This is a genomic window from Microbacterium insulae, assembly GCF_042677065.1.
GTDB classification, from domain to species: Bacteria; Actinomycetota; Actinomycetes; order Actinomycetales; family Microbacteriaceae; genus Microbacterium; species Microbacterium insulae.
Genome location: NZ_JBHTII010000001.1, coordinates 687,036 through 711,127, shown reverse-complemented (window position 1 = coordinate 711,127; position 24,092 = coordinate 687,036). Strand labels below are relative to the sequence as shown.

General features: G+C 71.8%; 24 protein-coding genes. 14 read left to right on the top strand and 10 right to left on the bottom strand.

The genetic code is table 11. The annotated features are described in order from the left end of the window. Positions 1–63 precede the first annotated feature (63 nt). Positions 64–1,482 (top strand): dihydrolipoyl dehydrogenase family protein, encoded by a 1,419-nt coding sequence (locus ACFQ0P_RS03435; RefSeq protein ID WP_204980419.1) that lies wholly within the window; start codon positions 64–66, stop codon positions 1,480–1,482. A 43-nt stretch (positions 1,483–1,525) separates the two neighbouring features. On the opposite strand, the gene ACFQ0P_RS03430 is transcribed toward ACFQ0P_RS03435, so the two are convergent. Beyond that, a complete protein-coding gene (locus tag ACFQ0P_RS03430; protein WP_204980418.1) occupies positions 1,526–2,128 on the bottom strand; it encodes a flavodoxin family protein in 603 nt (200 codons plus the stop codon). A gap of 244 nt (positions 2,129–2,372) precedes the next feature. Here ACFQ0P_RS03430 and ACFQ0P_RS03425 point away from each other — a divergent pair, with 244 nt between their 5' ends. The 4 genes from ACFQ0P_RS03425 to ACFQ0P_RS03410 all read left to right on the top strand — a co-directional run bounded on the left by ACFQ0P_RS03425 (position 2,373) and on the right by ACFQ0P_RS03410 (position 5,471). Next, a complete protein-coding gene (locus ACFQ0P_RS03425; protein ID WP_204980416.1) occupies positions 2,373–2,924 on the top strand; it encodes an RNA polymerase sigma factor in 552 nt (183 codons plus the stop codon). Continuing rightward, positions 2,911–3,702, top strand: coding sequence for an anti-sigma factor (locus tag ACFQ0P_RS03420; RefSeq protein ID WP_204980415.1), 792 nt, complete (start codon positions 2,911–2,913; stop codon positions 3,700–3,702). Before ACFQ0P_RS03425 ends, ACFQ0P_RS03420 begins: the two co-directional genes overlap by 14 nt. Before the next feature lie 98 nt (positions 3,703–3,800). Next, positions 3,801–4,790, top strand: coding sequence for an NADP-dependent oxidoreductase (locus tag ACFQ0P_RS03415; protein WP_204980413.1), 990 nt, complete (start codon positions 3,801–3,803; stop codon positions 4,788–4,790). Between the two features lie 93 nt (positions 4,791–4,883). Then, positions 4,884–5,471 (top strand): fasciclin domain-containing protein, encoded by a 588-nt coding sequence (locus ACFQ0P_RS03410; RefSeq protein WP_204980411.1) that lies wholly within the window; start codon positions 4,884–4,886, stop codon positions 5,469–5,471. Positions 5,472–5,570: 99 nt separating this feature from the next. Here the strand turns inward: ACFQ0P_RS03410 and ACFQ0P_RS03405 are convergent, their stop codons facing one another. Further along, complete coding sequence (locus ACFQ0P_RS03405; RefSeq protein WP_378771331.1) at positions 5,571–7,739, bottom strand: alpha-galactosidase; 2,169 nt, start codon at positions 7,737–7,739, stop codon at positions 5,571–5,573. Positions 7,740–7,820: 81 nt separating this feature from the next. On the opposite strand from ACFQ0P_RS03405, the gene ACFQ0P_RS03400 reads away from it, so the two are divergent. After that, on the top strand, positions 7,821–8,321 hold the full coding sequence (locus tag ACFQ0P_RS03400; RefSeq protein ID WP_204980408.1) for a DUF427 domain-containing protein: 501 nt from the start codon (positions 7,821–7,823) through the stop codon (positions 8,319–8,321). Positions 8,322–8,439: 118 nt separating this feature from the next. Next, on the top strand, positions 8,440–8,901 hold the full coding sequence (locus ACFQ0P_RS03395; protein ID WP_204980401.1) for a hypothetical protein: 462 nt from the start codon (positions 8,440–8,442) through the stop codon (positions 8,899–8,901). Between the two features lie 12 nt (positions 8,902–8,913). Here the strand turns inward: ACFQ0P_RS03395 and ACFQ0P_RS03390 are convergent, their stop codons facing one another. Continuing rightward, positions 8,914–9,162, bottom strand: a complete 249-nt coding sequence (locus tag ACFQ0P_RS03390; protein ID WP_204980399.1) for a hypothetical protein — start codon at positions 9,160–9,162, stop codon at positions 8,914–8,916. Positions 9,163–9,260: 98 nt separating this feature from the next. On the opposite strand from ACFQ0P_RS03390, the gene ACFQ0P_RS03385 reads away from it, so the two are divergent. The 3 genes from ACFQ0P_RS03385 (at position 9,261) to ACFQ0P_RS03375 (ending at position 14,041) form a co-directional block, all read left to right on the top strand. Continuing rightward, positions 9,261–9,728, top strand: coding sequence for a hypothetical protein (locus tag ACFQ0P_RS03385; RefSeq protein ID WP_204980397.1), 468 nt, complete (start codon positions 9,261–9,263; stop codon positions 9,726–9,728). Positions 9,729–9,822: 94 nt separating this feature from the next. Continuing rightward, entirely contained in the window at positions 9,823–11,883 is a 2,061-nt protein-coding gene (locus tag ACFQ0P_RS03380) for a sigma-70 family RNA polymerase sigma factor (protein ID WP_378772346.1), read from the top strand. A 319-nt stretch (positions 11,884–12,202) separates the two neighbouring features. Then, positions 12,203–14,041: a sigma-70 family RNA polymerase sigma factor gene (locus ACFQ0P_RS03375; protein ID WP_204980393.1), complete on the top strand. Its 1,839-nt coding sequence runs from the start codon at positions 12,203–12,205 to the stop codon at positions 14,039–14,041. A 482-nt stretch (positions 14,042–14,523) separates the two neighbouring features. Here the strand turns inward: ACFQ0P_RS03375 and ACFQ0P_RS03370 are convergent, their stop codons facing one another. Next, the gene (locus ACFQ0P_RS03370; protein WP_378771326.1) at positions 14,524–15,282 is read right to left on the bottom strand and encodes a TetR/AcrR family transcriptional regulator; all 759 of its coding nucleotides are present in this window, start codon (positions 15,280–15,282) and stop codon (positions 14,524–14,526) included. A gap of 240 nt (positions 15,283–15,522) precedes the next feature. Then, on the bottom strand, positions 15,523–16,917 hold the full coding sequence (locus ACFQ0P_RS03365; RefSeq protein WP_204980391.1) for a glutamate decarboxylase: 1,395 nt from the start codon (positions 16,915–16,917) through the stop codon (positions 15,523–15,525). 255 nt (positions 16,918–17,172) lie between these two features. Here ACFQ0P_RS03365 and ACFQ0P_RS03360 point away from each other — a divergent pair, with 255 nt between their 5' ends. After that, positions 17,173–17,688 carry a gluconokinase gene (locus ACFQ0P_RS03360; RefSeq protein WP_378771324.1) on the top strand — a complete coding sequence of 172 codons (516 nt, stop codon included), beginning with the start codon at positions 17,173–17,175 and terminating at the stop codon, positions 17,686–17,688. A gap of 2 nt (positions 17,689–17,690) precedes the next feature. Here ACFQ0P_RS03360 and ACFQ0P_RS03355 read toward each other — a convergent pair whose 3' ends face one another. Further along, on the bottom strand, positions 17,691–18,032 hold the full coding sequence (locus ACFQ0P_RS03355) for a DUF2834 domain-containing protein (protein WP_204980389.1): 342 nt from the start codon (positions 18,030–18,032) through the stop codon (positions 17,691–17,693). A gap of 86 nt (positions 18,033–18,118) precedes the next feature. Here ACFQ0P_RS03355 and ACFQ0P_RS03350 point away from each other — a divergent pair, with 86 nt between their 5' ends. Next, positions 18,119–18,598: a GNAT family N-acetyltransferase gene (locus tag ACFQ0P_RS03350; protein WP_204980387.1), complete on the top strand. Its 480-nt coding sequence runs from the start codon at positions 18,119–18,121 to the stop codon at positions 18,596–18,598. Here ACFQ0P_RS03350 and ACFQ0P_RS03345 read toward each other — a convergent pair. Next, on the bottom strand, positions 18,573–19,814 hold the full coding sequence (locus ACFQ0P_RS03345; RefSeq protein ID WP_204980385.1) for an MFS transporter: 1,242 nt from the start codon (positions 19,812–19,814) through the stop codon (positions 18,573–18,575). The two genes, ACFQ0P_RS03350 and ACFQ0P_RS03345, sit on opposite strands and share 26 nt — an antisense overlap. Positions 19,815–19,971: 157 nt before the next feature. Between ACFQ0P_RS03345 and ACFQ0P_RS03340 the strand changes: the two genes are divergently transcribed. Further along, entirely contained in the window at positions 19,972–20,262 is a 291-nt protein-coding gene (locus tag ACFQ0P_RS03340; protein ID WP_204980383.1) for a DUF4287 domain-containing protein, read from the top strand. A 3-nt stretch (positions 20,263–20,265) separates the two neighbouring features. Here ACFQ0P_RS03340 and ACFQ0P_RS03335 read toward each other — a convergent pair whose 3' ends face one another. The 3 genes from ACFQ0P_RS03335 to ACFQ0P_RS03325 form a co-directional block, all read right to left on the bottom strand. Further along, positions 20,266–20,871 (bottom strand): DnaJ family domain-containing protein, encoded by a 606-nt coding sequence (locus ACFQ0P_RS03335; RefSeq protein WP_204980381.1) that lies wholly within the window; start codon positions 20,869–20,871, stop codon positions 20,266–20,268. Positions 20,872–20,879: 8 nt separating this feature from the next. Beyond that, a complete protein-coding gene (locus tag ACFQ0P_RS03330; RefSeq protein WP_204980379.1) occupies positions 20,880–21,728 on the bottom strand; it encodes an NAD-dependent epimerase/dehydratase family protein in 849 nt (282 codons plus the stop codon). A 217-nt stretch (positions 21,729–21,945) separates the two neighbouring features. Next, the gene (locus ACFQ0P_RS03325; protein WP_204980378.1) at positions 21,946–22,890 is read right to left on the bottom strand and encodes an oxygenase MpaB family protein; all 945 of its coding nucleotides are present in this window, start codon (positions 22,888–22,890) and stop codon (positions 21,946–21,948) included. A 105-nt stretch (positions 22,891–22,995) separates the two neighbouring features. On the opposite strand from ACFQ0P_RS03325, the gene ACFQ0P_RS03320 reads away from it, so the two are divergent. Further along, the gene (locus ACFQ0P_RS03320) at positions 22,996–24,015 is read left to right on the top strand and encodes a LacI family DNA-binding transcriptional regulator (RefSeq protein WP_204980377.1); all 1,020 of its coding nucleotides are present in this window, start codon (positions 22,996–22,998) and stop codon (positions 24,013–24,015) included. Positions 24,016–24,092 lie beyond the last annotated feature (77 nt).

Here is a 24,092-nt window from a genome sequence, read left to right as displayed (position 1 = left end):
CCGGCGGATGAGGCTTCCCCGCGGATCGGCCCGAATGTCGCCCGCCGACGTTACGGTGGGGCGATGACCACTCGGGAATTCGATCTCATCGTCATCGGGGCCGGCGCCGTGGGCGAGAACGTCGCCGATCGTGCCCGGCAAGGCGGCCTGTCGGTCGTGATCGTCGAGCGCGAGCTCGTGGGGGGCGAGTGCTCCTACTGGGCGTGCATGCCGTCGAAGGGCCTCCTGCGCAGTGGCGCCGCGATACGCGCGGCACGCGATGTCGACGGCGCATCGCAGGCCGTGACCGGCAAGGTCGACATCGCGGGCGCGCTGCGGCGGCGCGACGCGATCGTCCATGAGTGGAACGACGGCTCGCAGGTCGAGTGGCTCCAGTCGGCCGGCATCGAGCTCGTGCGAGGCGACGCCCGTCTCACGGCGGAGCGCGAGGTCACCGTCGACGAGCCCGACGGCGCCACGACGGTCCTCCTCGCGCGGCACGCGGTCGCGGTCTGCACGGGTTCGGCCGCTCTCCTGCCCGACATCGAAGGACTCCAGGATGCCGCGCCCTGGACGAGCCGCGAGGCGACGAGCGTCCGCGACGTCCCGGCATCCCTCGCGATCCTGGGCGGGGGAGTCGTGGCGACCGAGATGGCGACCCTCTTCGCGGGGTTCGGCACGGACGTGACGGTCATCGCGCGCTCCAGCCTGCTCGGCGGCATGGAGCCGTTCGCCGGCGAGGCGGTCGAGACTGCGCTGCGGGATGCCGGAGCCGATGTCCGCACCGGCGTCGAGGTCGACCGGGTCGCCCGGATCGACGGGGGCGATGTCGTCCTCACCCTGTCGGACGGCCATGAGGTACGGGCTCAGCAGCTGCTGGTCGCGACCGGCCGCGTGCCGCGCACGATGGACCTCGGACTCGAGCACGCGGGCCTGACGGACGGCGAGTGGCTCGACGTGGACGACACCCTGCGCGTGCGCGGCGTGGACTGGCTCTACGCCGTGGGCGATGTGAACCACCGCGCCCTGCTCACGCACCAGGGCAAGTACCAGGCGCGCGCGGCGGGCGACGTGATCGCGGCGCGTGCGCTCGGGCGCGACGTCCATGACGCGCCGTGGGGCGCTCACGCGGCCACCGCGGATCACGACGCCGTCCCGCAGGTGACCTTCACCGATCCCGAGGTCGCCTCGGTCGGACACACCGCCGCGTCGGCCGAGAAGGCGGGCATCGGCATCCGCGTCCTCGACTACGACCTGTCGTGGCTCGCGGGGGCCTCCACGTACGCCGACCACTATCGAGGAACGGCCCGTGCGATCGTCGACGAGGAGCGCCGCGTGCTGATCGGGGCGACCTTCGTCGGTCCCGACACCGCCGAGCTGCTGCACGCGGCGACCGTCGCGATCGTCGGAGAGGTACCCATCGACCGGCTGTGGCACGCCGTGCCGCCGTACCCCACGCTGAGCGAGGTGTGGCTGCGCTGGCTCGAGGAATTCGGGCGGTGACCGCCGCAGCGGGCACCCGCGCGGGCGGGCAGCCGTCCGCCGCCTACGGCGCGGGGTAGGGCCGCGCCGACAAGAGCGCGGCGAGGTGGGCCGCGTGCCGGGCCACCGTCTGCGTGGTCGTCGCCACCTTCTCGGGGGTCTCGGCGAGGTCCTTGTAGTCGGTTCGCTGCATCGCCTCCCCGTTCCAGTACACCGACCCCTGCGAGGGGATGGTGTAGCCGACGTCGGCCAGCCCCTGAAACGCGTCGGCGATGATCGCGTGCGCTCCGTCTTCGTTGCCCACGACGGCGATGACGGCGACCTTGTCGGCGAGGGCCGGACGGCCCGCGTCGTCGGTCTCCGAGATCTCGGCGTCCAGCCGTTCGAGCACGCGCTGGGCGACGCTCGACATGTGGCCCATCCAGGTCGGGGTGGCGAACACGAGGATGTCCGCGGCCATCACCCGCTCACGCAGTCGGGGCCATTCATCTCCGTCGCCCATGTCGGCGTCCACGCCCGGCTTGACGTCATGATCCACGACGCGCACCGATTCGCCCTCCACGTCGTGGGCGGCGAGGGCGTCGAGCACCTGCTGCGCGAGCAGCTCAGTGCTGGATTCGGCCGGCGACGGCTTGAGCGAGCAGGTGAGGGCGACGGCACGGAGCATGGGTGATCCTTTCGCAGGCCTAGAAACGTACCGGGAGCGCGATCGGCGAGTGACCCCCTTGACCGAAGACGGCCCGGGGCCTAAATGCATCCGAATCCGGCCTCCGCGCCGAAGAACATATCGATGGGAGGCGACAGACCCGTCGCGAGAGGGGAGACGGGGCCATGACGCCGCTAACGTGGTCGCGAGCGCGACCCCTGTCACGCGACCCGGCACGACGCCGGAGAATCCGGAGCGGAACAGAGTGGACGACGAGGAAGACCGCGCACTGGCCGAGCGGTTCAGGGCCGGCGACGAACGCGCTCTCGAGCAGCTCTATCGGCGGTGGTCGCCCATCGTCTTCACGCTTGCGCTTCGCCTGCTCGGCGATCGGGGGGACGCAGAGGACGTGACGCAGAAGACCTTCGTCTCGGCCTGGACGTCGCGCGCCTCGTACGACCCGGCCAAGGGCAAGATGTCGACGTGGCTGGTGACGATCACCCGGCGCCGCATCGCCGACACCCTCGAAGCCCGGCGGCGCGTGCGCGAGCTCCAGGAGAAGCTGCAGGCGCTCACGCTCCCCGACGAACGCAGCCAGACGGATGTGGATCTCGGCGATCGGCTGCTCCTCGCCGACGAGATCGATCAGCTCGAGCCCGACGCCCGGCAGGTCGTCCGTCTGGCGTTCTACGACGACCTCACCCACCAGCAGATCGCGACGCGACTGGACATGCCCCTGGGAACCGTGAAGAGCCATATCCGACGAAGTCTCATCCGACTGCGCAGCCGATTGGAGGTGCCCCATGTCGCATCTTGACCCCGAGCGACTCGCTCTGATCGCCATCGAGAACTCGACGACGGATGCCGAGCGCGACCACCTCGCCTCGTGCGACGCGTGCTCGATCGAGCTGGCCGAGCTCGAGCACACGGTCACCATCGGTCGCTCGACCCTGAACCTCGGGGTCCTCGAATCCCCTCCCGAAAGGGTGTGGGAAGCGGTCCTCAGCGAAGTCCGCGCGCAGTCCGAGGGCACCGGAGACACTCGAGACACCGGAGGCCTCGAACACACGAGCCCGACCACGGGCGCAGCGCCCGCGGCCGAGTCCGCGGCATCCGGGCCCGACACGACGGCGGCGGAGCCGGCCGTGCGCCTCCGCAAGCGCCGCGGCCTGTCGCGGCTCCTGCTCACCCTTGCTGCGAGCATCGCAGCTGTCGTGGTCGTCGTCGGCGCCTGGAATCTCACTCGCCCACCGGAGTCCGTCGAGATCGCATCCGCGAGCCTCGCCGCGTTCCCGGATCATCCGGGAGCCGCCGGCGCAGCGCTGGTGACCGAGCTGCCGAACGGCGAGCGAACCGTGACGGTGAATCTGGATGCCGCGGCCGGCGAGGGCTTCCGCGAGGTCTGGCTCATCACGGCCGATGCTTCGGCGCTGGTGAGCCTGGGTGAGCTGGAGGGCTCGGAGGGGACGTTCGTCGTGCCCGACGACATCGACCTGCGCGACTACGTCCTCGTGGACGTCTCGCAGGAGCCGCTCGACGGCGATCCGACGCACTCCGGGGACTCGATCGTGCGAGGCGAACTCGACTTCGGCTGAGCCGCTGCATCCAGGTCCGCCGCTCCTCCGGAATAACCCGGAGAGCACACGTCCGGGCATCCGGCCCGGAGGCGTTCGACGCGGAACGGAGCGGTGCCATGCGAGTGCCCACGACGGCGATCAGATTCGAGTACGACGCACCCGGGGGCCCGTCGGTCCTGGAACGGCGGACGGTTCCGCTGTCGCCACCCGGACCGGGCGAGGTCACCGTCGAGATGGTGTGCGCCGGCGTCAGCCACGTCGACGCGATCATCCGCCGCGGCGATGAGCCGGAGTGGGCGGACGAGCCCTTCCCCCGGGGATCGGGATCGGACTTCGCCGGCATCGTGGTGGCCGTCGGGAGCGGCGTCACCTCGCTCCGCCCGGGTGCCGAGGTGATCGGCCATGTGCGCACCGGCGCGCACGCGACCTACCTCACGGTTCCGGCATCCCGGCTCGTCCCGAAGCCGCGCATCCTCGAGTGGGAAGCCGCCGGAGGACTGTTCCTCGCGGGCGCCACGGCGCTGACGATCCTGGACGAGCTGCGCATCGGGAGTGGGGACACGATCGTCGTCACCGCGGCTGCGGGCGGCGTCGGAAGCCTCGAGGTGCAGATCGCCAAGCACTGGGGCGCGAAGGTGATCGGCACGTGCGGCGCGCGGAATTTCGACTATCTGCGCCAGCTCGGGATCACGCCGGTCCAGTACGGCGAGGGCATCGTCGAGCGCATCTCACGGGCAGCCGGCGGGCCGGTGACCGCGTTCATCGACAACTTCGGGCAGGACGGCGAGGACATCGCCGAAGCGCTCGGCGTCTCCCCGGCGCGCTACCGTTCGAGCGCCGACAGACGCGAGGTCGAACTGCGGCTCCTCAGCGAAGACCCCGAGGACGTCGCGGCGGGGACGAGCCAGCTGCGTCGCCTTGCCCGGCTGGCGCAGGACCGCGCGTTCCGGCTCCTCGTCTCGGGCGTCTACGCGACGGACGACATCGTCGAGGCGTACGAGGACCTCGAGAAGCTCCACGCGCGGGGCAAGATCGTCGTCGCCACCCACCCGGTCGCGGCCTATCGGACGCTGCGGGCGCGCGACCTCCACGAGGCGATGCCGTGAGCGGTGCATCCAAGAGCGGAGCGCGGCGCGAATACCACCGGTGACGTCGCCATCCGGGGAGACGCCGCATATCCATCGAAGGAGATCGGAATCATGAAGAAGTCCCGTCTGGTCATCGCGGCGGCCGCCGCGCTCGCCCTCGTCCTCTCCGCTGCACCCGCGCAGGCCTACGGCGGTACCCCGAGCGGCACCATCGTCGATGTCGCCGTCAAGGCCTCCGGCGGCGGAACCCCCGACAAGAACCCGTACGACTACGACATCCTCGTCCAGGCCGTTCTCGCGACGGGGCTCGATGGCGCGCTCGCCGACACGTCCACGAAGTACACCGTGTTCGCACCCAATGACCGCGCGTTCCTGCGCCTGGTGGGAGACCTCACGGGAAGCGCGCCGGCGAGCGAGCAGGCGGCGCTCGAGGCGATCACCTCGACGTTCTCGACCGAGCAGATCGCCGACATCCTGCTGTACCACGTGGTGGCGGGGAAGAAGCTCGGCCCGGTGAAGGTCCTCACGGCGCGCTCGCTGACGATGGCGAACGAGGGCATCGTCCAGCCGCGCGGGCTCACGCTGCGCGATGAGACCCCCGCCCTGCGCGACCCGCGTCTCGTGCTGTGGGGCATCAACATCCAGGCCTCGAACGGCGTCATCCACACCATCGACCGGGTGCTCGTGCCCGCGATGTGATCAGCGATCCTGCACGGACGTGGCGGGCGCCCCGAGGGGTGCCCGCCACAGCCGTGCGGGTTCACTCGAGGCACTCCGCTGCCCCGGTGATCGCGGTTCTCAGGACTCCGCGGTGAACTCGATCACGGTCGACTGCTGGGGGAACTGGAGCGGGGGCCGCACGCCGACCGTCGCGAGCGCCCGGCCGGAGAGCGTCACGCCGTGCTCCGCCCACGCGAGCGCGGACTGGCCGGCCCCCGGCTCCGCCGCGATGACCCGCACGCGGTAGGTCGACTCGTCGCGCAGCCCGGGGAAGCGCACCCGGCCGGGCGGGTGCGCGGCGGTCGAGGCGGTCTGGGTGACGGTGAAGACGGCGGATGCGGCATCCACCGCCACGATCCCTCGCACATCGATCCCGGCCTCGGTGCCGTCCACGTGCACGACGCGGCCCGTCGCGACGAGGGGCCGGAGCCGCTTGGCGAGGGCGACCCAGCCGGCGATGGCCTCGCGCTCGCCGGCATCGACCGTCGTGAGGTCCCATTCGATCCCGAAGTGCCCGAGCAGTGCGACCGCCGCGCTGAACCCGAGCGAGACCGTCCGCCCCGACGAGTGGACGACGGGGCTCGTGAGGTGCATCCCCATCATCTCGGGCGGCACGACCAGCCCGGTGTAGCGCTGGTTGACGAGGCGTTCGAGCGGGTCGAGGCTGTCGCTGGTCCAGATGCGGTCGGTGCGGTCGAGGATGCCGAGATCCACGCGCGCGCCGCCCGACGCGCACGACTCGATCTCGAGGTCCGGGTGCGCGGCCTTGAGCTCGTCGAGGAGGCGGTAGACGGCCAGCGTGTGCGCCCGCACGCGGGCCTCGCCCTCCGGTCCGCTGCCCGCATCGACGAGGTCGCGGTTGTGGTCCCACTTGAGGTACGCGATCGGGTACTCGTCGAGCAGCGCGTGCAGGTGCGACGAGATGTGGGCGTACGCGTCGGCGCGCGACAGGTCGAGGACCTGCTGCTGGCGTGCCGACGGCGGAAGCGTCGTCCGGGCTCGGAGGATCCAGTCGGGATGCTCCCGCGCCAGCTCGCTGTCCGGGTTCACCATCTCGGGTTCGACCCAGAGGCCGAACTCCATGCCCAGCGACCGGACGTGGTCGACCAGCGGGTGCAGTCCGTCGGGCCACACATCGGCGTCGACGGTCCAGTCACCGAGGCCGGCCGTGTCGTCGCGGCGGCCGGCGAACCAGCCGTCGTCGAGCACGAAGCGCTCCACGCCCACGGCGGCCGCGGCATCCGCCAGCTCGTGCAGGCGCGGCAGGGCGTGGTCGAAGTAGACCGCCTCCCATGTGTTGAGCGTGACGGGCCTCGGGCGACGTGGATGCTGCGGCCGCTCGCGCCACTCGTCGTGGAACCGCTGCGAAAGGGCGTTGAGGCCCTCACCCCACGAGCCGATCACCCACGGACCGGTCGCCGATTCGCCCGGGGAGAGGACGAGCTCACCCGGCAGGAGGAGTTCTCCGCCGGCGAGGAATGCGTCTCCGCCCGGCCCGCGCTCGACGAGGACGCGGTGGTTGCCGCTCCAGGCGACGTGGATGCCGTGGACCCGACCGCTCTCGAAGCCGAAGCCCGGACGCCCCGCGGCCAGGAGAACGGTGGCGTCCGCCCCCGGGCGCCCGCGGCGGCTCTCGCGCAGGTGCGTGCCGATCGCGAGGTCCCGCCGCTGCGGAGTCCGCTCGCGCAGGTGGTGGCCCGTGGTGTCGAGGATCTCGGTCGCGTCCCACGGCACCGGGAACGTCGCGTGCATCGACTGCACGGTGTACGGCGATTCGCCGGTGTTGCGCAGCGAGAGGCGCTGGTGGAACAGTCCCGCGGAGCCCAGGCGCATCTCGATCTGGGCGGCGACGCGCGCCTCGGGGTCCACCAGCGAGATCGTCGCACGGTGGTCGTCGGCCTCCACGCCGACCAGCGCGAAGCTCGCGCTGAACCCGCTGCCGGCGCGGTGCCCCTCGAGTGCGGGAGTGCCGAACCAGCCGTCCGCGGCGGTGGGGAGGATGCCCAGCATCGGGGTCTGGTCGAGGCCACCCGAGACGCGCTGCGGGTGGGCCGCTTCGGCGAGGCCGCGCAGGACGCTCTCCGACACCACTCCGAGATCCTCGCCCCAGTGCACGATGGCGGGCGCCGGGTGGGCGGCGAGGTCGATCACGACGCTCGTCCCGCCGCGGCGGAGGTGAAGGATGCCGGCGGGTGCCGAGGCGGATCCGGTCGCGGCGTCGACGCCGAGGGGAGGGTTATTGCTCACCACACAGTTCTACAGCGTGAACCTCGTGCGGAGTGCCGGCGGAACGACCCTCGCCGCTCGCGGCCGATCTACGCTGGATCCATGGCGCAGCACCCGCAGCCCGATCCCGTCTCCGTCGGCCAGGAGTCCGTCTGGGACTACCCGCGGCCACCGCGGGTGGAGCGGGTGGATCAGCGGGTGGTGATCCGGTTCGGCGGGAAGGTCATCGTCGACACGGCAGATGTGGTCCGCGTCCTCGAGACGAGTCATCCGCCCGTCTACTATCTGCCCATCGCGGACTTCGCCGACGGATCCCTTGTGCCGGCGACCGGGGGGTCCTTCTGCGAGTTCAAGGGCGGCGCCCGGTACTTCGACGTGCGTTCCGGCGAAACCGTCGCGCAGCGCGCGGCCTGGAACTACCCGAGTCCGAGCGCGGGCTACGAGATGCTGGCCGAGCGGGTCGCCGTCTATGCGCGCCCGATGGACTCGTGCGAAGTCGGCGGTGAGACCGTGGTGCCGCAGCCCGGCGGGTTCTACGGCGGCTGGATCACGTCGGCGATCGTCGGGCCGTTCAAGGGCGGGCCGGGTTCGATGGGCTGGTGACCCGCGCCCGGGCCCCCGTCCGGGCGGCGGGCTCGCGCGTCATGTTCGCGCGGTCGAGCGGTCTGTAGGGACGACGCCGCCGGAGGGGCGGCGTGCCCTCACCCTCGGAGACGCGCCTTTGACCGACCTCGCCACGATCGAACGCTACGCCCTCGCCGTGCCGCTGCGCGTGGCGGCGACTGTGCTGTCGACGACCCCGGTGGGTCTGCGACGCGGGCTCGCCCTGGGCACTCTCAGCGGCATCAAACTCGGACCCCAGTGGTTCCTCCGGCGATCCGACGCCGTGCTCTACGCGCAGTCCCGCACCTCCGATGACGACGTGCACCGCTTCCTCGGACGGTGGGCGGGTGCGGACCCCGTCTCCCTGCCCGCGCAGCTGGAGCTGTCGGAGGTAGAGCTCCTCCTGGCGGAACGGCGGACGATGCTCTACCGACTGCTCGTCTCGGGCGCGCTGCCGGGCGTGCGAGGTCGCGACGGGTGGACCGTCCCGCGCGACGCGCTCCTGACCGCGCTCGGCCGTTCGCGTGCCCTCGACGACAGGCCGGTAGCCGTACCCGCGCACATTCGTCCGACGGCCTGACAGCGGCCCTCGTCAGGAAGCGGGCTCGTGTGCGATCGGGTTCACGGAGACGATGTAGATGTTGAGGGCGGCGAGGACGTCCAGCAGTCCCAGCAGGGCGGACTGGTCGGGGACGTCGGCGATCAGTCGGGTGAGCGATCCGTCGACGACGATGTCCGCGACATAGGCGCCGAGCGCGCTGATCAGGGCGGGTCCGAACCGGCCGCGCACCACGATCTCGGTGAGCGTGGACGGATCGGACGACGTGCGGTCGGTATCCATGGCTGCCTCGAACCTCCTCACCAGCCCAGAGTGCGAGGAGAGCGGATCATGACGGGATGCGCGCGTCACGATCCGGCCCATGCCGCGTCTTTTCTCTCGTGCACCCTCCCGACTCCTTCCGGCGACAGCGGCGCTCACCGTTCCTCTCCGCGGGGGCGGCGGCCCGTGTCACCGGACTCTCCTCCAGCACGCTGCTGTCGCGGCTGCGCTCGGACGCACTGCCCGGCTACGAGCTCGGGGGCCGGTGGTTCGTTCCCGAAGAGGAGCTCCGCCGCGCGCTGAGCTCGCGCGCGCCCGCGGCCGACCCCGATTCGGCGGCGGCGGAGGCCGTGCGGGAACTCACCGCCCACCTGCCGCGCACTCTCGACGCCGAGACACTCGCCGTCTTCTTCGGGGTCCGCCGCGGCGTGGTCGGGGAGGTGCTCGGCATCCCTCGTCGGTCGCTGCTGTTCCATCCCGATCGCGTGACCACGGTCGGTGTGCTCGGCGTGACCCTGCTGCACGGCCGGAACGGCAGCCGGTACTTCCCGGTGAACGCACGCTCGGTGTCGGCACGTGCGGCCTGACGGCGTCGAGCCCGCCGTCGCGTCATGATTCCCGTCCTCGTCCGTCCTTGAGATGTGCGCCTCACGCGACCGCGCACACGGGGAGCCACACGTGATGATCAACAGCCGCGCAGAGCGGTACCTCGAGGACTCGGGAGAGCCTTCCGACGAGAGCCTGGTCGAGGCGGCTCGCGGCGGGGACGACACGGCGTACGGCCTGTTGTGGGAGCGGCACGCCGACGCAGCCCGCCGCGCGGCGCGCGCGATCACCACGACCTGGGACTCCGACGACATCGTCAGCGAGGCGTTCGCCGCGGTGCTGAGCGCGATCCGCGCGGGTGGCGGGCCCACCGAGGCGTTCCGCCCGTACCTGTTCGCGACGATCCGCAACGTCACGGCGATGTGGGGCCGTCAGGACCGCCCCTTCCCGGTGGAGACGCTTCCCGAGCACGTTCTCGTCGATGATGCCGGAGACCCGTTCGAGTCGATCTCGGAGCGCTCGGTCATCGCACAGGTGTTCAAGTCGCTGCCTTCGCGCCACCGCACGGTGCTGTGGTACCTCGAGGTAGAGGGCATGAAGCCGCGCGAGATCGCGCCTTTGATGGGTCTGACGGCCAATGCCGTGTCCGCGATCTCGTACCGGGCACGTGAGGGATTCCGCCGCGCGTGGCTCGCAGCGCACATCGCCGCGCCGGGGCGTACTGCGGACTGCCGCTGGTTCTGCGAGCGCGTCGTGCTCCCCGCGCGACGAAAGCTCGAACCGGCTGACGCGAGCCGTTTCACCGAGCACCTGCGAGCGTGCCGCGCATGCCAGGTGATCGCGGCCGACGTCGTGAACGTGTCGCAGCGCCTGCGCGCGGTGGCGCTGCCCCTCATCCTGGGTGGCGCGGCCGCACTCGCCTACCTCGAGGGGGGCTCGGAGCTCGCCGCCGCCGCGGTGCCCGCAGGACGGGGCGAGGGTGTCTCCCCGGATGCCGTGTCGCCGACCGCGCAGGGCGGCACCGTCCCGCGGTTCCGGGTGCGCGGTCGGCACGCCTCCCGTATCTCTGCGCGGGGTCGCTCACCGGTCCGCACGGTGGCGCTGACCACGGGCGTCGCCGCGATCGCGGGTGCGCTGGCCGTCTCCGCGACCCTCACGCTCGCGCTCGCGCCGGAGCTCGATCGGCCGGTGGCGGGCGCGGTGCCACCGGCCTCGCCCACCGGACCCGCCGGGTGGCCGCCCGCGGCCGCTCCGAACGTCGCCCAGACGCCGGCCGACGCGGAGGGTCCGGCCGATCCCGCGCGTCCCCCGGATCCGTCCGTCCCCACAGACCCGGCGGATCTCGAAGATCCGGCCTCGCCTGCGCCGCCGGATGCCGACGATGAAGGCGCGGTCTCGGAGGCCTCGACGGGAGCTTCGGGGTCGCCCGCGCCCGGTCCGAAGCCCACCGGGGCGCCGTCCGCTCCGCCGGCAGGCCCCGCTCCGTCGCCGGCGCCGAGTCCGGACGCCGAACCGGGTGGTTGGCCGCGTTTCGCGTTCACCAACGCGGTCCCGTCCGGCACGGCGGTTCCCGACCTGCTGACCGGTGTGGGCACGCCGGGGGCTCGCGTCTTCCTGTTCGACGAGACCGGTGCGACCCTGGCGGTGACGACCGTCGCGTCGGATGGAACCTTCTCGGCCGACGTGTCCGGCACCGATCTGCATCAGGGGATGAGCATCCACGGGGTGCATGAGGTCGCGGGAGGGGGCGCGCCACAGACCACCCTTCCCCTCGGTCCGCTGACCTTCGCCGAACCGTCGATCTCTCCGCTCGACGGGGAGGACGCAGGTGACGAGGAGCCGGCGGTCGCGGGCGCGGACGCGGCCCCGGCGGGCCTCCGCATCACGGGGATCGCGGGCGCCTGGGTCGCGGTCAGCACCGGCGAGGACGCAGCGGTCGTGCATCTTGCCGGCGGTGCCTACGAAGGAGTCCCTGTCGACCTGTGTCGCGGAAGCAATCGGATCACGCTGCAGTACGTGGATCCTCTGACGGGACGCGGCGGCGTCCTCGTCGAGCATCACGTCGTGCTGCCTGCGGGAGAGGCCGCCGGCGGCGTAGGGGAGGTCGGCGGGGAGCAGTCCGATCGGTCGCAGCTCGCGGAGTCCTCCGAGACGCCGGCCACGGTGCTGGGCCGCGAACCGGGCGAGCCCCACTGAGCGACATCCGCCCCGCCGACGCGGTTCGCGGCCGGGATCGCGGATCGAAATCGAATAAACTGGTCGGTGCGGTCGGAGTGGGGACCGACCAGCCAGGGCCGCGAGGTGTGGGATTCATATCCAGCGGCCGGAGGATCCGTGGTCGTCGGGGCTGGGGAGCCGACGCCGTCCTCACCGTCAAGACGTGCCGCGACGCAGATGATCCACGCTTCCCCGGAGCGCGCTGAAGCTGAGAGTTTCCTGAACCGCGTCATAGTCGCGCCCGAATCCCGTCTATTCCTTGTGGGCCCGGCTGCGAGGGCCAGGCTGGGAGAGACACGTGACATACACGAGCGACGTTCCGCACCGCACGCTCGACGACCTCACCGACGATGAGCTCGTCGACGCCACGCGCAACGGAGCGGTCGACGCCTACGGCGTCCTGTGGCGTCGGCATGCGCCTGTCGCGCGATCCGTCGCCCGCGCGATCACGTCGTCGTTCGACCCGGATGACCTCGTCGCAGAGGCCTTCGCCTCGGTCCTGTCCGCCATCCGCAGCGGAGGGGGCCCGCGAGAGGCGTTCCGCCCCTACCTGCTGGCTGCGGTGCGCAACGCCGCGGCCAGTTGGGGCTCGCGCTCCCGCGAGTACGCGACCGACGCGCTCGACGAGCGTTCGGTCGCCTCCGACGACCGGATCGACGGCTTTGCCGATCGCGACCTGATGGCCACCGCATTCCGAAAGCTCCCCGAGCGCTGGCGCACGCTGCTCTGGCACCTCGAGGTCGAGGGGATGAAGCCTCGCGAGATCGCGCCGCTGATGGGCATGACGCCGAACGCGGTGTCCGCCCTCGCCCACCGCGCACGCGAAGGATTCCGCACCGCGTGGCTCACGGAGTACGTCGCCGACCCCGCCCGGCCGGAGGCGTGTCGTCGCGTATGCGAGCGCCTCATCGCACGGGGGCGACGTCCCCTCTCCGCCGCCGACCGCCGCCGCTACGCCGACCATCTGGCGGGATGCCGCACCTGCGCGCTCGTCGCCGCCGACGTCGAGCAGGTCTCTCGACGTCTCCGCGTGGTGATCATCCCCCTCGTCCTCGGTGGCGGAGCATCGGTGGTCCCCCTCGCCGCAGGGGGCGAGCCGGCCGTCGCAGCCGTCGTCGACAGCACCGTCGTGTCCCCCGCGCGCAGTGCGGCCGTGTCGGGCGCGCGAGCGACCAGTCTGGGCAGGTTCGCGGGTCTCGCCGCCGTGGTCGTCGGGTTCGGCGTCGTCGTGGCGCTGAACTCCACGCCGGTGACCGAGGCCGGAAACGCGACCGCATGGGGGAGACCGCCCGCCTCGCGTGCGCCCGCCGCGACGGAAGCCCCGACGCCGACGCACTCTCCGGCTCCGACGCCGACAACGGAATCCGGACCCACTGAACCCGTGACCCCGGTCGCCCCGCCGGCCGACCCGGTACCCGTCTCGACGCCGACAGCCCTCGCGGGGGAAACCCGGACCGCGCCGCCGGCCCCGGGTCCCGTCACGCCGGCCCCGACCGCCGCCCCGAGACCCACACCCACTCCCACTCCCACTCCCACTCCCACTCCCACTCCCACCCCCCAGCCCGCCGCGCCGACTCTCCGTGCGTTCCCGACCAGCGGCGTCACCGTGCTACCGGTGCTGCACGGCACGGCCGCCCCCGGCGCGACGGTTGAGATCGTGGACGAGCTCGGAGCGGTCCTCGGCGCCGCCACAGCCGACACGCGGGGTGAGTTCGCCGTCGACCTTTCGTCGTCGCCTGCGCTCCGGTCCGGCATCACGCTGTTCGCCTCGGCAGCACAGGAGTCCGGAGACCCGGTGCGCAGCGAGGGCCTGGGGCCGATCGACTTCGTGCTTCCGGTCCTGACCGGCCCTGACGGAGGCCGAGCCGTGCCGCTCACCGACGCCGATGCCGACGGCTATGAGGATGACGCGGTGCTCTCCGCCGCGGGCCCGGCCGGACACCGCATCGACGTGCTTGTGAACGAGGTACGCCAGCCGCTCGTGCTGCTCGACGACCGGGGCGCGGGGACCGTGGTCCTGACCGATGTCACCGCCGGCTCTCACGCCATCGTCGCACGCTACATCGACGACGCCGGCCGGGTCGGTCTGTCGGCGATGTACCAGCTCGTCGTGGACACGGCATCCCTCCCAGGCTGACCCGTTCGTCCCCTTCGGCCCGAACTGCACCTCGAATCTTGCCCGGCTGCGTAAGCATCCGCGATCGAGGATGTCTTGTTCGGTGGGGCTCCGTCGCAGCGGCGTCCCATGCGGCTGCACTTCGGGTGTGCTGCCGCCGAGCGCGTCGGGTGAGCGTTCGCCCCCAACGGGCGCTCCCCGGCGCGCTCCTCGTCGCGCGACACTTCGCCCGCCCACCGACGGGCGTGTGAACAGCGAGTACGCGGATGCGCGATGCGCCGGCGGCGCGGCGGCGCGTCGCGTGGGGAGGCGAGACGACCCCAGGTCTCACCCTCCCCACGCGCTCGGCGGCGGACCCCCCGATCCGCGCGCCGGCAGGAAGCCCCAGACCGGATCGGGGGATCCGGCATCTCTTCCCGATGTAACGACCGGCAACCGTCCGGATTATGACGCGCCGGGTGAAAAAGTGCTCGCCGTTCTTCTCCGTCCCCCCTCGACGGGGATCAGCCGGCGGGTTCGGTGAAGGCCTCGTAGACGGCGTGCACGGCGAGACCCACGAGGTGCCAGGGTTCGGGCTCCTCGTCGCCCGTCGCGACCATGCGGGGGCGGTCGACGCCGAGAGGATCGATGCGGCGGTGGTCGCTCATGCCCTCGATGACGGCCATGATCGAGAGCGCGAGATCCTGTTCGGTGAGCGGGGCGCGCATGCGCAGTCCGAGCGATTCGTTGAGGCGCCGGTACACGGTAGCCATACGGCTGACGTAGCGCCGGTCGATCTCGCCGAGCAGGGTGCGGATGCTCTCGCCGCCGGGCACCGAGTCCCCGCTCACCAGCGCGGCGGACAGCGTGCGGTACGCGCGCCACGTCACGGAGTCCTCGACGGCGACGATGTTGTGCGCGGTGGTGCGGCGCACGACGGCGCGCAGGACGGCCCGTCGCGCCTCAGCGGGATCGGCGTCCTTCGACGCCTCCGCGATCGCGTGCTCCAGGAGTTCGAGCGTCTCCTCGTCGAAGCCGGCCTCGAAACCGGGGTCGGCATCGAACAGGGCGCGGACGAGATCGCCGATGAACGCGTCCCGGTCGGGCCAGATGCGGAAGACGGTCGACCGCGGAACCCCGGCGGCGCGGATCAGATCCTCGAGCTCGAGGTTGGCGAAGTCGATGCGCAGTCCTTCCCGCGACACGCGTTCGATCGCGGTCTCGAGGAGCAGCGCGCGCGTCTCGCCGGCGGGCCGTCGGGTACGGGCTGCGAGGTTGGACACGATCCGATTATCCCGCTTCCGGCGTGCGCCCGGGGGCGGATATACCGCGCGGGCTCGTGCCGCTGCCGGAGGGTCGCGGTGCCGGGTCCCCAGCGGCCCGGCACCGACACGGACCGCGCGATTGCGCACTCGCGGCGGCCCGTTGTGCTCTCACCCCCCGGGAGCACCTCCGCCACTCTAGGGACTCGAAGTCTCAACGTTCAAATCACGCGCTGATCGCCGTCGGTTCCTCGAGCGCGCTCAGTGGTGGAAGGTGCCCGCCTCCTCCTCCGTCATCGAGTTGACGATCGGGTGCGCGTCGAAGTGCGCGATCGCCGCGCGGTAGTCGTCCATCAGCAGGGATGCCGCGTCCCGGTCGAAGCCCTGACGCACGAGGATGCGCTGCACGGGCAGGTCCTCCCGGTTCTTGGGCATCGTATAGGCCGGCACCTGCCAGCCGCGCGTGCGCAGCCGGTCGCCGAGGTCGAACAGGTTGAAGGGGTGCTCCACACCCTCCTTGAGCTTCCAGGACACCGCCGGGATCCCGGACTCCGCGCCGCCGTCGTTGATGATCTCGAAGTGCCCGAGCTGCGAGATCTGCTCGGCGAGATACATCGCGGTGTCGTGGCACGACATGTGCACCTTGCGGTATCCCTCCCTCCCGAGACGCACGAAGTTGTAGTACTGCGCGACGATCTGCCCGCCGGGGCGCGAGAAGTTCAGCGCGAACGTCGGCATGTTCCCGCCGAGGTAGTTCACGTCGAAGATGAGCTCCTCGGGCAGCTCCGCGGCATCCCTCCACACGATCCAACCGACGCCCAGCGGAGCCAGACCGAACTTGTGGCCCGAGGCGTTGATGGACTTCACGCGCGGGAGGCGGAAGTCCCACACCAGCTCGGGCACCGTGAACGGCGCGATGAATCCGCCGCTCGCGCCGTCGACGTGAATCGGGATGTCGAGGCCGGTCTCCTCCTGCAGGGCATCGAGCGCCTCGTTCACCGCGTGCACCGGCTCGTACTGGCCGGTGAACGTGACGCCGAGGGTCGGGACGACGCCGATCGTGTTCTCGTCGACGCGCGCGATCACCTCGTCGGCGTTCATGATGTACCGGTCGCCCTCCATCGGGATCTCGCGCAGCTCGACGTCCCAGTAGCGCGCGAACTTGTGCCAGCAGACCTGGACCGGACCCGTGATGAGGTTGGGCTTGTCGGTCGGCTTGCCCGCCTCGCGCCGCCGCGCGCGCCAGTTCCACAGCAGGGCCATGCCCCCGAGCATCGCCGCTTCGCTGGATCCGGTGGTCGAGGTGCCCAGGGTGTTCGCGGCTTCGGGCGAGTTCCACAGGTCGGCGAGGATGTGCACGCACCGCGCCTCGAGCTCCGCCGTCTGCGGGTACTCGTCCTTGTCGATCATGTTCTTGTCGAGGGTCTCGGCCATGATCGCGCGGACTTCGGGCTCGAGCCAGGTCTGGCAGAACGTGGCGAGGTTCTGCCGGGAGTTCCCGTCGAGCATCAGCTCGTCGATCACCAGCTGGTGCGCGTGGCTCGCCAGATGCTCGTTCGGCGGCATCCGGTACTTCGGCAGTGACACCGAAAGCTCGGTCGAGGCGAACACCTCGTCGAGGAGCTCGCCCCGGATGTCATCCTTCTTGTGCAGCATGTCCCGTCCTCGTCTCTCGGATCAACGGCCACCGGCCGCCGCGCGCCGGCCGCCGGCAGCGGATCGAGCCCGAGGCGGCGGCGACCAGGCAAGGTTCGCGGACGACGGGGCGCACGGGCGTCGTTCCCCGGGGGTGATCTTCGCAGGTCCCGTCGACCGCGTCGATGCCCCGCCGCGCACCGCCGACGGCGGGCCGGGGATGACACCGCTACTGTGGGCGGAGCATCCATCCCCTTCCCGCCCGAGGAGAACGCCGTGCCGATCGTCGTGATGGGGGTGTCGGGATCGGGCAAGTCGACGATCGCGGCGGCGCTCGCCGCCCGGGTCGGCGGCACCTTCCTCGACGCGGACGACTTCCATCCGCCCGCCAACGTCGCGAAGATGCGTGCGGGGGTCCCGCTCACGGATGAGGACCGGATGCCGTGGCTCGCACAGGTCGCCGACGCGGCGGTAGCCGCAGAACAGCGCAACGGCCCGGCGGTGGTGGCGTGCTCGGCGCTGCGCCGCATCTACCGCGATGCGCTGCGCGACGTCTCGCCCGGGATGTTCTTCGTCCAGCTGGACGGGTCCGCCGAGCTCCTCGCGCAGCGCATCGGCGCGCGCACCGACCACTTCATGCCCGCATCGCTGCTGGACTCGCAGCTCGCGCTTCTCGAGCCGCTCGGTCCGGATGAACGGGGCGCGATCGTCGCGATCGACGCCGCGCCCGCGGAGATCGTGGAGGCGGCGTTCTCCCGCTGGGTCGGTGCGACAGGTCCGCGCGACCGCTGACGTCACTCCGCGGCGCGCGCGAGCTCGGTCTTGCGGCGCTCCCGCATCGCGAGGAAGAGCGGGAAGGTGAAGGCGAACGCCGTGAGCGCCGAGCCGACCACGTAGAGCCAGCCGAACCGCATCCCGAGCCGGCGGGCCTCGACGAGCAGGAACACGCTGCCCGCCACCGCGACGACGAGCAGGTCGACGGTGATCGATGACACCGCGGGACCGCTGGAGACGAGGTCGCCCAGGAAATCCGTCATGCCGATGATCGCGAGCGCGTTGAAGTACCACGTGCCCACGAGCCCGGTGAGGGCGAGGCACGCGTAGACGACGGCGAGGGGGGTCCAGTGGCGGGTCATGCGCCGATCATGCACCGCGTCGCCCGCTGAGACGAGATGCGCGGGCGGTGCGCCTGACAGAATGACCCCGATCGAGAGGAGTGCCGATGACCGACGCCTGGCTGCCCGAGGACTTCGCCCACCCGCTGAGGGCAGAGCTCGTCGACGGTGTGCACCTCCGGCCCATCCGCGCGTCCGACGTCGACATCGACATGGTCGCCGTCATGGGCGATCAGCCGATGCTGTGGCAGATGTACGGCGAGGCCTGGGGGTGGCCTCCGGCGACGATGACGCGCGAGGAGGACGAGGCCGATCTCGCCCGTCACGCCGCCGAGATGGAGACCCACGAGTCCTTCAACTACGCGGTGCTGACCGAGGACGAGGACCGGCTCCTCGGGTGCGTCTACATCGATCCGCTCGACGCCGCCGACGGCGTGGTCGCCGCCGAGGTGTCCTGGTGGACCGTCACGGATGCCCCCGGGGGCGTCGCCGAGGCGCTCCGGTCCTTCGTCCCGGCGTGGCTGGACGAGCGATGGCCGTTCGACCGGGTGACGTATCCGTTCAACCCCGGGGTGCGCGAGGCCTGACCCGCGAAAGCGGCACGTTCGCGATGCCGGCGCCGAGCACGACCGCGGCCGCGGCGATCGGCGCGATGAGCGCCGCCTGCGCGCCGGCCGACTCGGCGAGGAATCCGGTGAGGGCGGATGCCGCGGACTGGCCGACGACGACCGCCGAGCCCAGCATCGTCATGACGGTGGCCGATCGGCCGAGCGGGCTGCGCGCGGCGGCGAGGCTGTACTGGGTGACGAGCGTCGGGCCGATGCCGACGCCGATCACGAGGAGGCACACGGTGATCGCGCCGACGCTTCCGGCCAGCGGAAGGGCGAGGGTGCCCGCGACGAGGATCGCGGCGAACACGACCCAGCGCGCGCGAAGCGTGAAGCGCGCGGGGAACAGGGCGACGCCGAGGGCGAGCGCCGCCGATCCGATCCCCATGGCCCCGTAGACGAGTCCGGCCTGCTCGGGCACGCCCCGCTCGGCCATGAACGCGGTGAGCGAGGTAAGCATGGCGCCGAAGAAGAGGCCCATGCCGAGGGCGCCGATCACGGTGGTCAGCAGGGCGGGCCGGACCAGCTCGCGCGCGGGTGCCTGCTTCGGGGCGGCCCCGTGCGCGGGTGCGGCCGCCGCGGCCGTGGGGTGGAGCGCGAACGCCGTGACGAACACGAGCGCGAGGACGGCGGCGCCGATGACGGGCGCGGCGGGGCTCATCGTCGTGGCGAGGAGCCCGACGATCACCGGGCCGAAGACGAACACGATCTCGTCCGCGGCGGACTCGTACGCCATGGTGCCGCCGACCACGGCGTCACGGCGCTCGGTCGGGAAGGCGCGTCCGACGATGCCGACGAGACGGCTGCGTGACAGCGGCGCGACCTGAGGCATGGACGCGCCGATGAGGAACGCCACGACGAGAAGCGCGGCATCCGGAACCGTCGCGAACGCCAGCCACGCGATCGCGACGAGGAGCAGGCTGTTGGCGAGCCCGGCGATCAGCAGCACGCGGCGCTGTCCGAAACGGTCGGCCGCGGCGCCCAGCAGCGGGCCGAAGATCGCGGTTCCGAGGCCCGTCATCGCGGAGGTCAGTCCGCCGAGTGCGAGCGAGTCGCGCGCCGACACCACGAGGGTCAGGATGCCGACCACCATCATGGCGAACGGCAGGCGCGCGATCAGCGCGACGGGGAAGTAACCGAAGCCCGTCTCGCGGACGAGGCTGGTGCGGCGCGGCGCCGCGAGGGTGGTGTGCATCGAGGATTCCTGAGCAAGTCCGCCGCGGTTCGCGGCATTTCGTGCCGCCTTGGCCGCAGGGCCAGGTAGATACACATCGGAGATGGTGACCACAGTCTACCCGGTCGCGCTGAGGGAACCCCGGGCACGTGTCGGCGGGGCTGGCTAGGCTCGCCACATGTCATTCCAGGCCTACCTCGACGCCGTCGAGACCAAGACGGGGCTGACCCCGCGTCAGCTCATCGACCTCGCCCGCGAGAAGGGCTTCGACGAGACGACGAAGGCGACGCCGATCGTCCAGTGGCTCGCCGAGGACTACGGCCTCGGGCGCGGTCACGCCATGGCGATGGTGCACGTCATCACCAAGGGCCCGCAGATCAGCGACAAGCACGTCGACTCGGGCGGTACGCACTCCGATCCCTCGAACACGCTCTGGCTCGACGGCAAGGCCACGAACCCCGCGGGGTGAGCCTCAATCGCGCCGGCGCGGCCACCGCCGGCGACGCGGGGGTGCAGCATCCGCGGCCGGCTCGGCGGGGCGCGACCGGCGTCGCTCCGCCCACGCGGCCACCTCGGCGTCCACCTCGCGCGTCGGCGTGACGACGGGCGGTCCGCCCTGGAGCTGACGCCGAGCCTCGATGACGCGGCGGTTGAAGTCGTCCAGGGCCGCGCGGACGTCTTCCTCGCGCGCCAGCGCGTCGAGGCGATCCTCGAGCTCGGCGCTCTCGACCCGCAGCATGAGTGCGGGCGGACCGAGTCCGGTCAGCTGCTCGGTCTGGATCTTGCGCCGGATCCACCAGTCCGGGTCGTGCGAGGCACCGAGGCCCGGGATCGGCTTGCCGGCACCGGGCAGGTGGTCGAAGTCGCCCCGGCGGATCGCCTGCTGGATCGCGGTCTCGACGTAGGCGGCGCGGTCCACCGCGCTGGCCGCGCGCACCCGTTCCGCCCGATCGTCCGCCTCACCCGCCTCAGCCCCCGTCGCCTCGCGCCCCGCGGACGACGCACGCGCCGGGTCGGCGGCCGCGGCATCCCGTTCGTGGCGGTAGCGGGCCGCGGCGACCCGCGGATCCTCGGGCATCTTCGCGTTCAGCCCGCGTGGTCGCGCCACGAGTGGCGCGGATCGAACCCGATCAGGCGGCGGGCCTTGTCGATCGACAGCAGCGTCTCGTTCGGCCCGAACTCGCGTGCCACGGGCACGTCCGGGAAGACCTCGGCGAGCAGCTCGGCGTTGGGGCGCGACATGACGGTGTCGGACGCCGCGATGAGGAAGTTGTCGAACCCGGCCGGCGCGACCTCGAGCGCGCGCTGCACGGCCTGCGCGCCGTCGCGCGCGTCGATGTAGCCCCACAGGTTCCACTTGCGCAGACGGGCGTCGGAGTCGTAGTCGGGGAACTCGGCGTAGTCCTCCGGGACCATGACGTTCGAGAACCGCAACGCCGTGATCGAGAGATCGGGATGCCAGCGCACGAGCTCCCGCGCGAGGCGCTCCTCGAGTGTCTTCACGAGCGAGTAGACGGACTCGGGACGCGGCTCGTACTCCTCGTCGACCGGCACGTACGGCGGCGGTGTGTCGAACGGCAGACCCTGCACCGTCTCGCTCGAGGCGTAGACGATGCGACGGATGCCGAGGCGGACGGCGGCCCAGAAGACGTTGAAGGTCGCCGCCATGTTGTTGTGGAACGTCGCGATGTCGCTGCGGATGCCCGGCGCGGGGATCGCCCCCAGGTGCACGACCGCGTCCACGCCGTCATGGCGATCGCCGACGGCCCCGAGCGCGTCGACCACTTGGCCGTAGTCGGTCAGGTCGACCTCGACGAAGGAGGGTCCTCGCGGCCCGACCACGTCCATTCCGATCACGTCGTGTCCGGCCGCGCGGAGTTCGCGGGCGACGACCGTGCCGAGCTTTCCGGACGAGCCGGTGAGAGCGATGCGCATGCTTCCAGCGTGCCACGGTCCGCGGCATCCCCGGCCCGTCGTTAGCCCGTCGCCCGGTGTGCGCTGCAGTTTCCGACGGGCGCTGCGTCGCGAAGTGCAGCGGTTGTCGGGAAGTGCCGCGCGGGACGCCGGGCGGTGGATATTCAGAGGCTGTCGGGAAACGCCGGGCCTCGAGTGTCACGGCCTGCGCAGATCCGGGCCCTCCCGCGGGCGGCGCTCAGCCGAGCGGTGCGGATGCCTCGAGCCGGCGCAGCCGCTCGCGCGCGAAGTCCTGCGAGCGGGGGCCGTCGTCGAGTGCTCTTTCGACGATCGCGAGCACCAGCCGGGTCGCTGTCACGACCGGCAAGGGGGAGCGCCGCAGCCCGAGCAGCGCGCGGTAGCGGCGCGGGATCGTCGCCACGGCGCTTGCGAACAGCACACGGTACGCGAGCGACATCGATCGCGAGCCTCGGAACGGCGGGCGGCGGAGGAAGCGGACGACGTCGTCGACGCGCTCGTCGCGGCGCAGGATGCCGCGCACGAGGAAGTCGTCCCGTCGCCGGCGGAGCTCGGCCTCGGAGCGGGGCGGGTCGGTCACGCGCATGAGCGTGCCGGCGGTGGCCCACTCGTCGACGTACGCGTCGGCTCCGCCGGGGATCTCGCCGCCCCAGGTCTGGTGGCACGACAGGAACGCGTCGGTGAAGGCGAGATGCACCCACTCGACGAGGTCGGGGTCGGTGGCCGAGTAGGTCCGTTCCTCGCCGTCGGTCGCGCGGTACGTGCCGTTCACGCGACGATGGAACCGCCCCACGCGCGCCGTCTCGCGCTCGGCCTGCGCGCGTGATCCGTACGTGAGGCAGATGACCCACCGCACCGTCCCGCTCAGGCGTCCGATCGGATCCTCGCGGTACCGCGACCAGTCGTGGACGCCCGCCAGCGCGCCGGGATGCAGCGCCTGCATCAGCAGCGCGCGGATGCCCGCCACCATCGTGCCCATCCCGCCGTGCACGACCCACGCCGCGCCGTCCTCGGGGAAGAAGCCCGCGTCGTCTCCCTCGGCGAGTTCGCGGACCCACGGCGGCGTGCCGTCGGGGTCGCCGGACAGTGCGGTGAGCACCCGCGCACGCACCCCGGCGATCGGTCCGTGCCGTCGGGTGCGGCCGGTGTCGACGGTCTCTGTCACGCCTCCAGCGTCCCACGGGATCGGATGCCGCGGCGCGGGCGTCGAGCGACCGGTGCGCGACGCGAGCCCTACGATGTGCTCAGCAGGAGAGCGAGGTGATCCGCGGTGTCTGAACCGGCGACGCAGGGCCGACGGCGCCCGAGCATCTACGACGTCGCCGAGCGGGCCGGCGTCTCGCACATGACGGTGTCCCGCGTGCTGAACGGGCACCCGAACATCCGCGAGTCGACGCGTGAGCGCGTGCTGCAGGTGATCGACGAGATGAACTACACGCGCAGCTCGATCGCGCGAGCGCTCGCACAGGGGCGCGCCATGCGGATCGGGGTCCTCGTCGACAGCCCGACCCAGTGGGGCCCCAACAGCACGCTGCGCGCCCTCGAGGCAGCCGCGCGGGAAGAGGGCTACGCGATCAGCGCCTTCTCGATCTCGGACGACGAGCAGTCGCAGATCCACGCCGGGGTCGTGGAGCTGCTGACCCAGGGCGTGGACGCGCTGTGCGTCATCGCGCCGCGGGCGTCGTCGCTCGACATGCTGCGTCAGCAGAGCACCGGCCTGCCGACCCTCGTCATCAAGGCGGAGCCGGAGGCCGAGATGCACACCGCCGCCCTCGACCAGCGGGCCGGGGCGATGGCGGCCGTCATGCACCTCATCGAACTGGGGCATCGCTCGATCGCCCACCTCTCGGGACCGCTGGACTGGTACGACGCCCGAGCGCGCGAGCAGGGCTGGCGGGACGCGCTCGCCGACGCGGGGCTGCCGATCGCGTCGCCGGTCGTGGGCGACTGGACGTCGGACTACGGCTACACCTTCGGGAAGAGCTACGACTTCGCCCGGACGACGGCCGTCTTCGCCGCCAACGACCAGATGGCGCTCGGGCTCGTCCACGGTCTGGCAGAACGCGGGCTGCGGGTCCCCGACGACGTCAGCGTGGTCGGCTTCGACGATCTGCCGGACGCCCGCCACTTCCTCCCGCCGCTGACCACGGTGCGCCAGGACTTCGCGGCGCTCGGCGCCCTCGCGTTGCAGATCCTCATCGCGGCGATCGCGGGGGAAGAGGTCGACGGGCACGACATCATCGAGCCACGGCTGGTGGTCCGTCGATCGAGCGCTCCGCCGCGCGCCTGATCGTTCGTGCGGGTCCGCACGTCGGGGCCTACGTCGGTCGCGCGTGTGCAAGAGCGCCTCGGGGCGTACAATGTTCG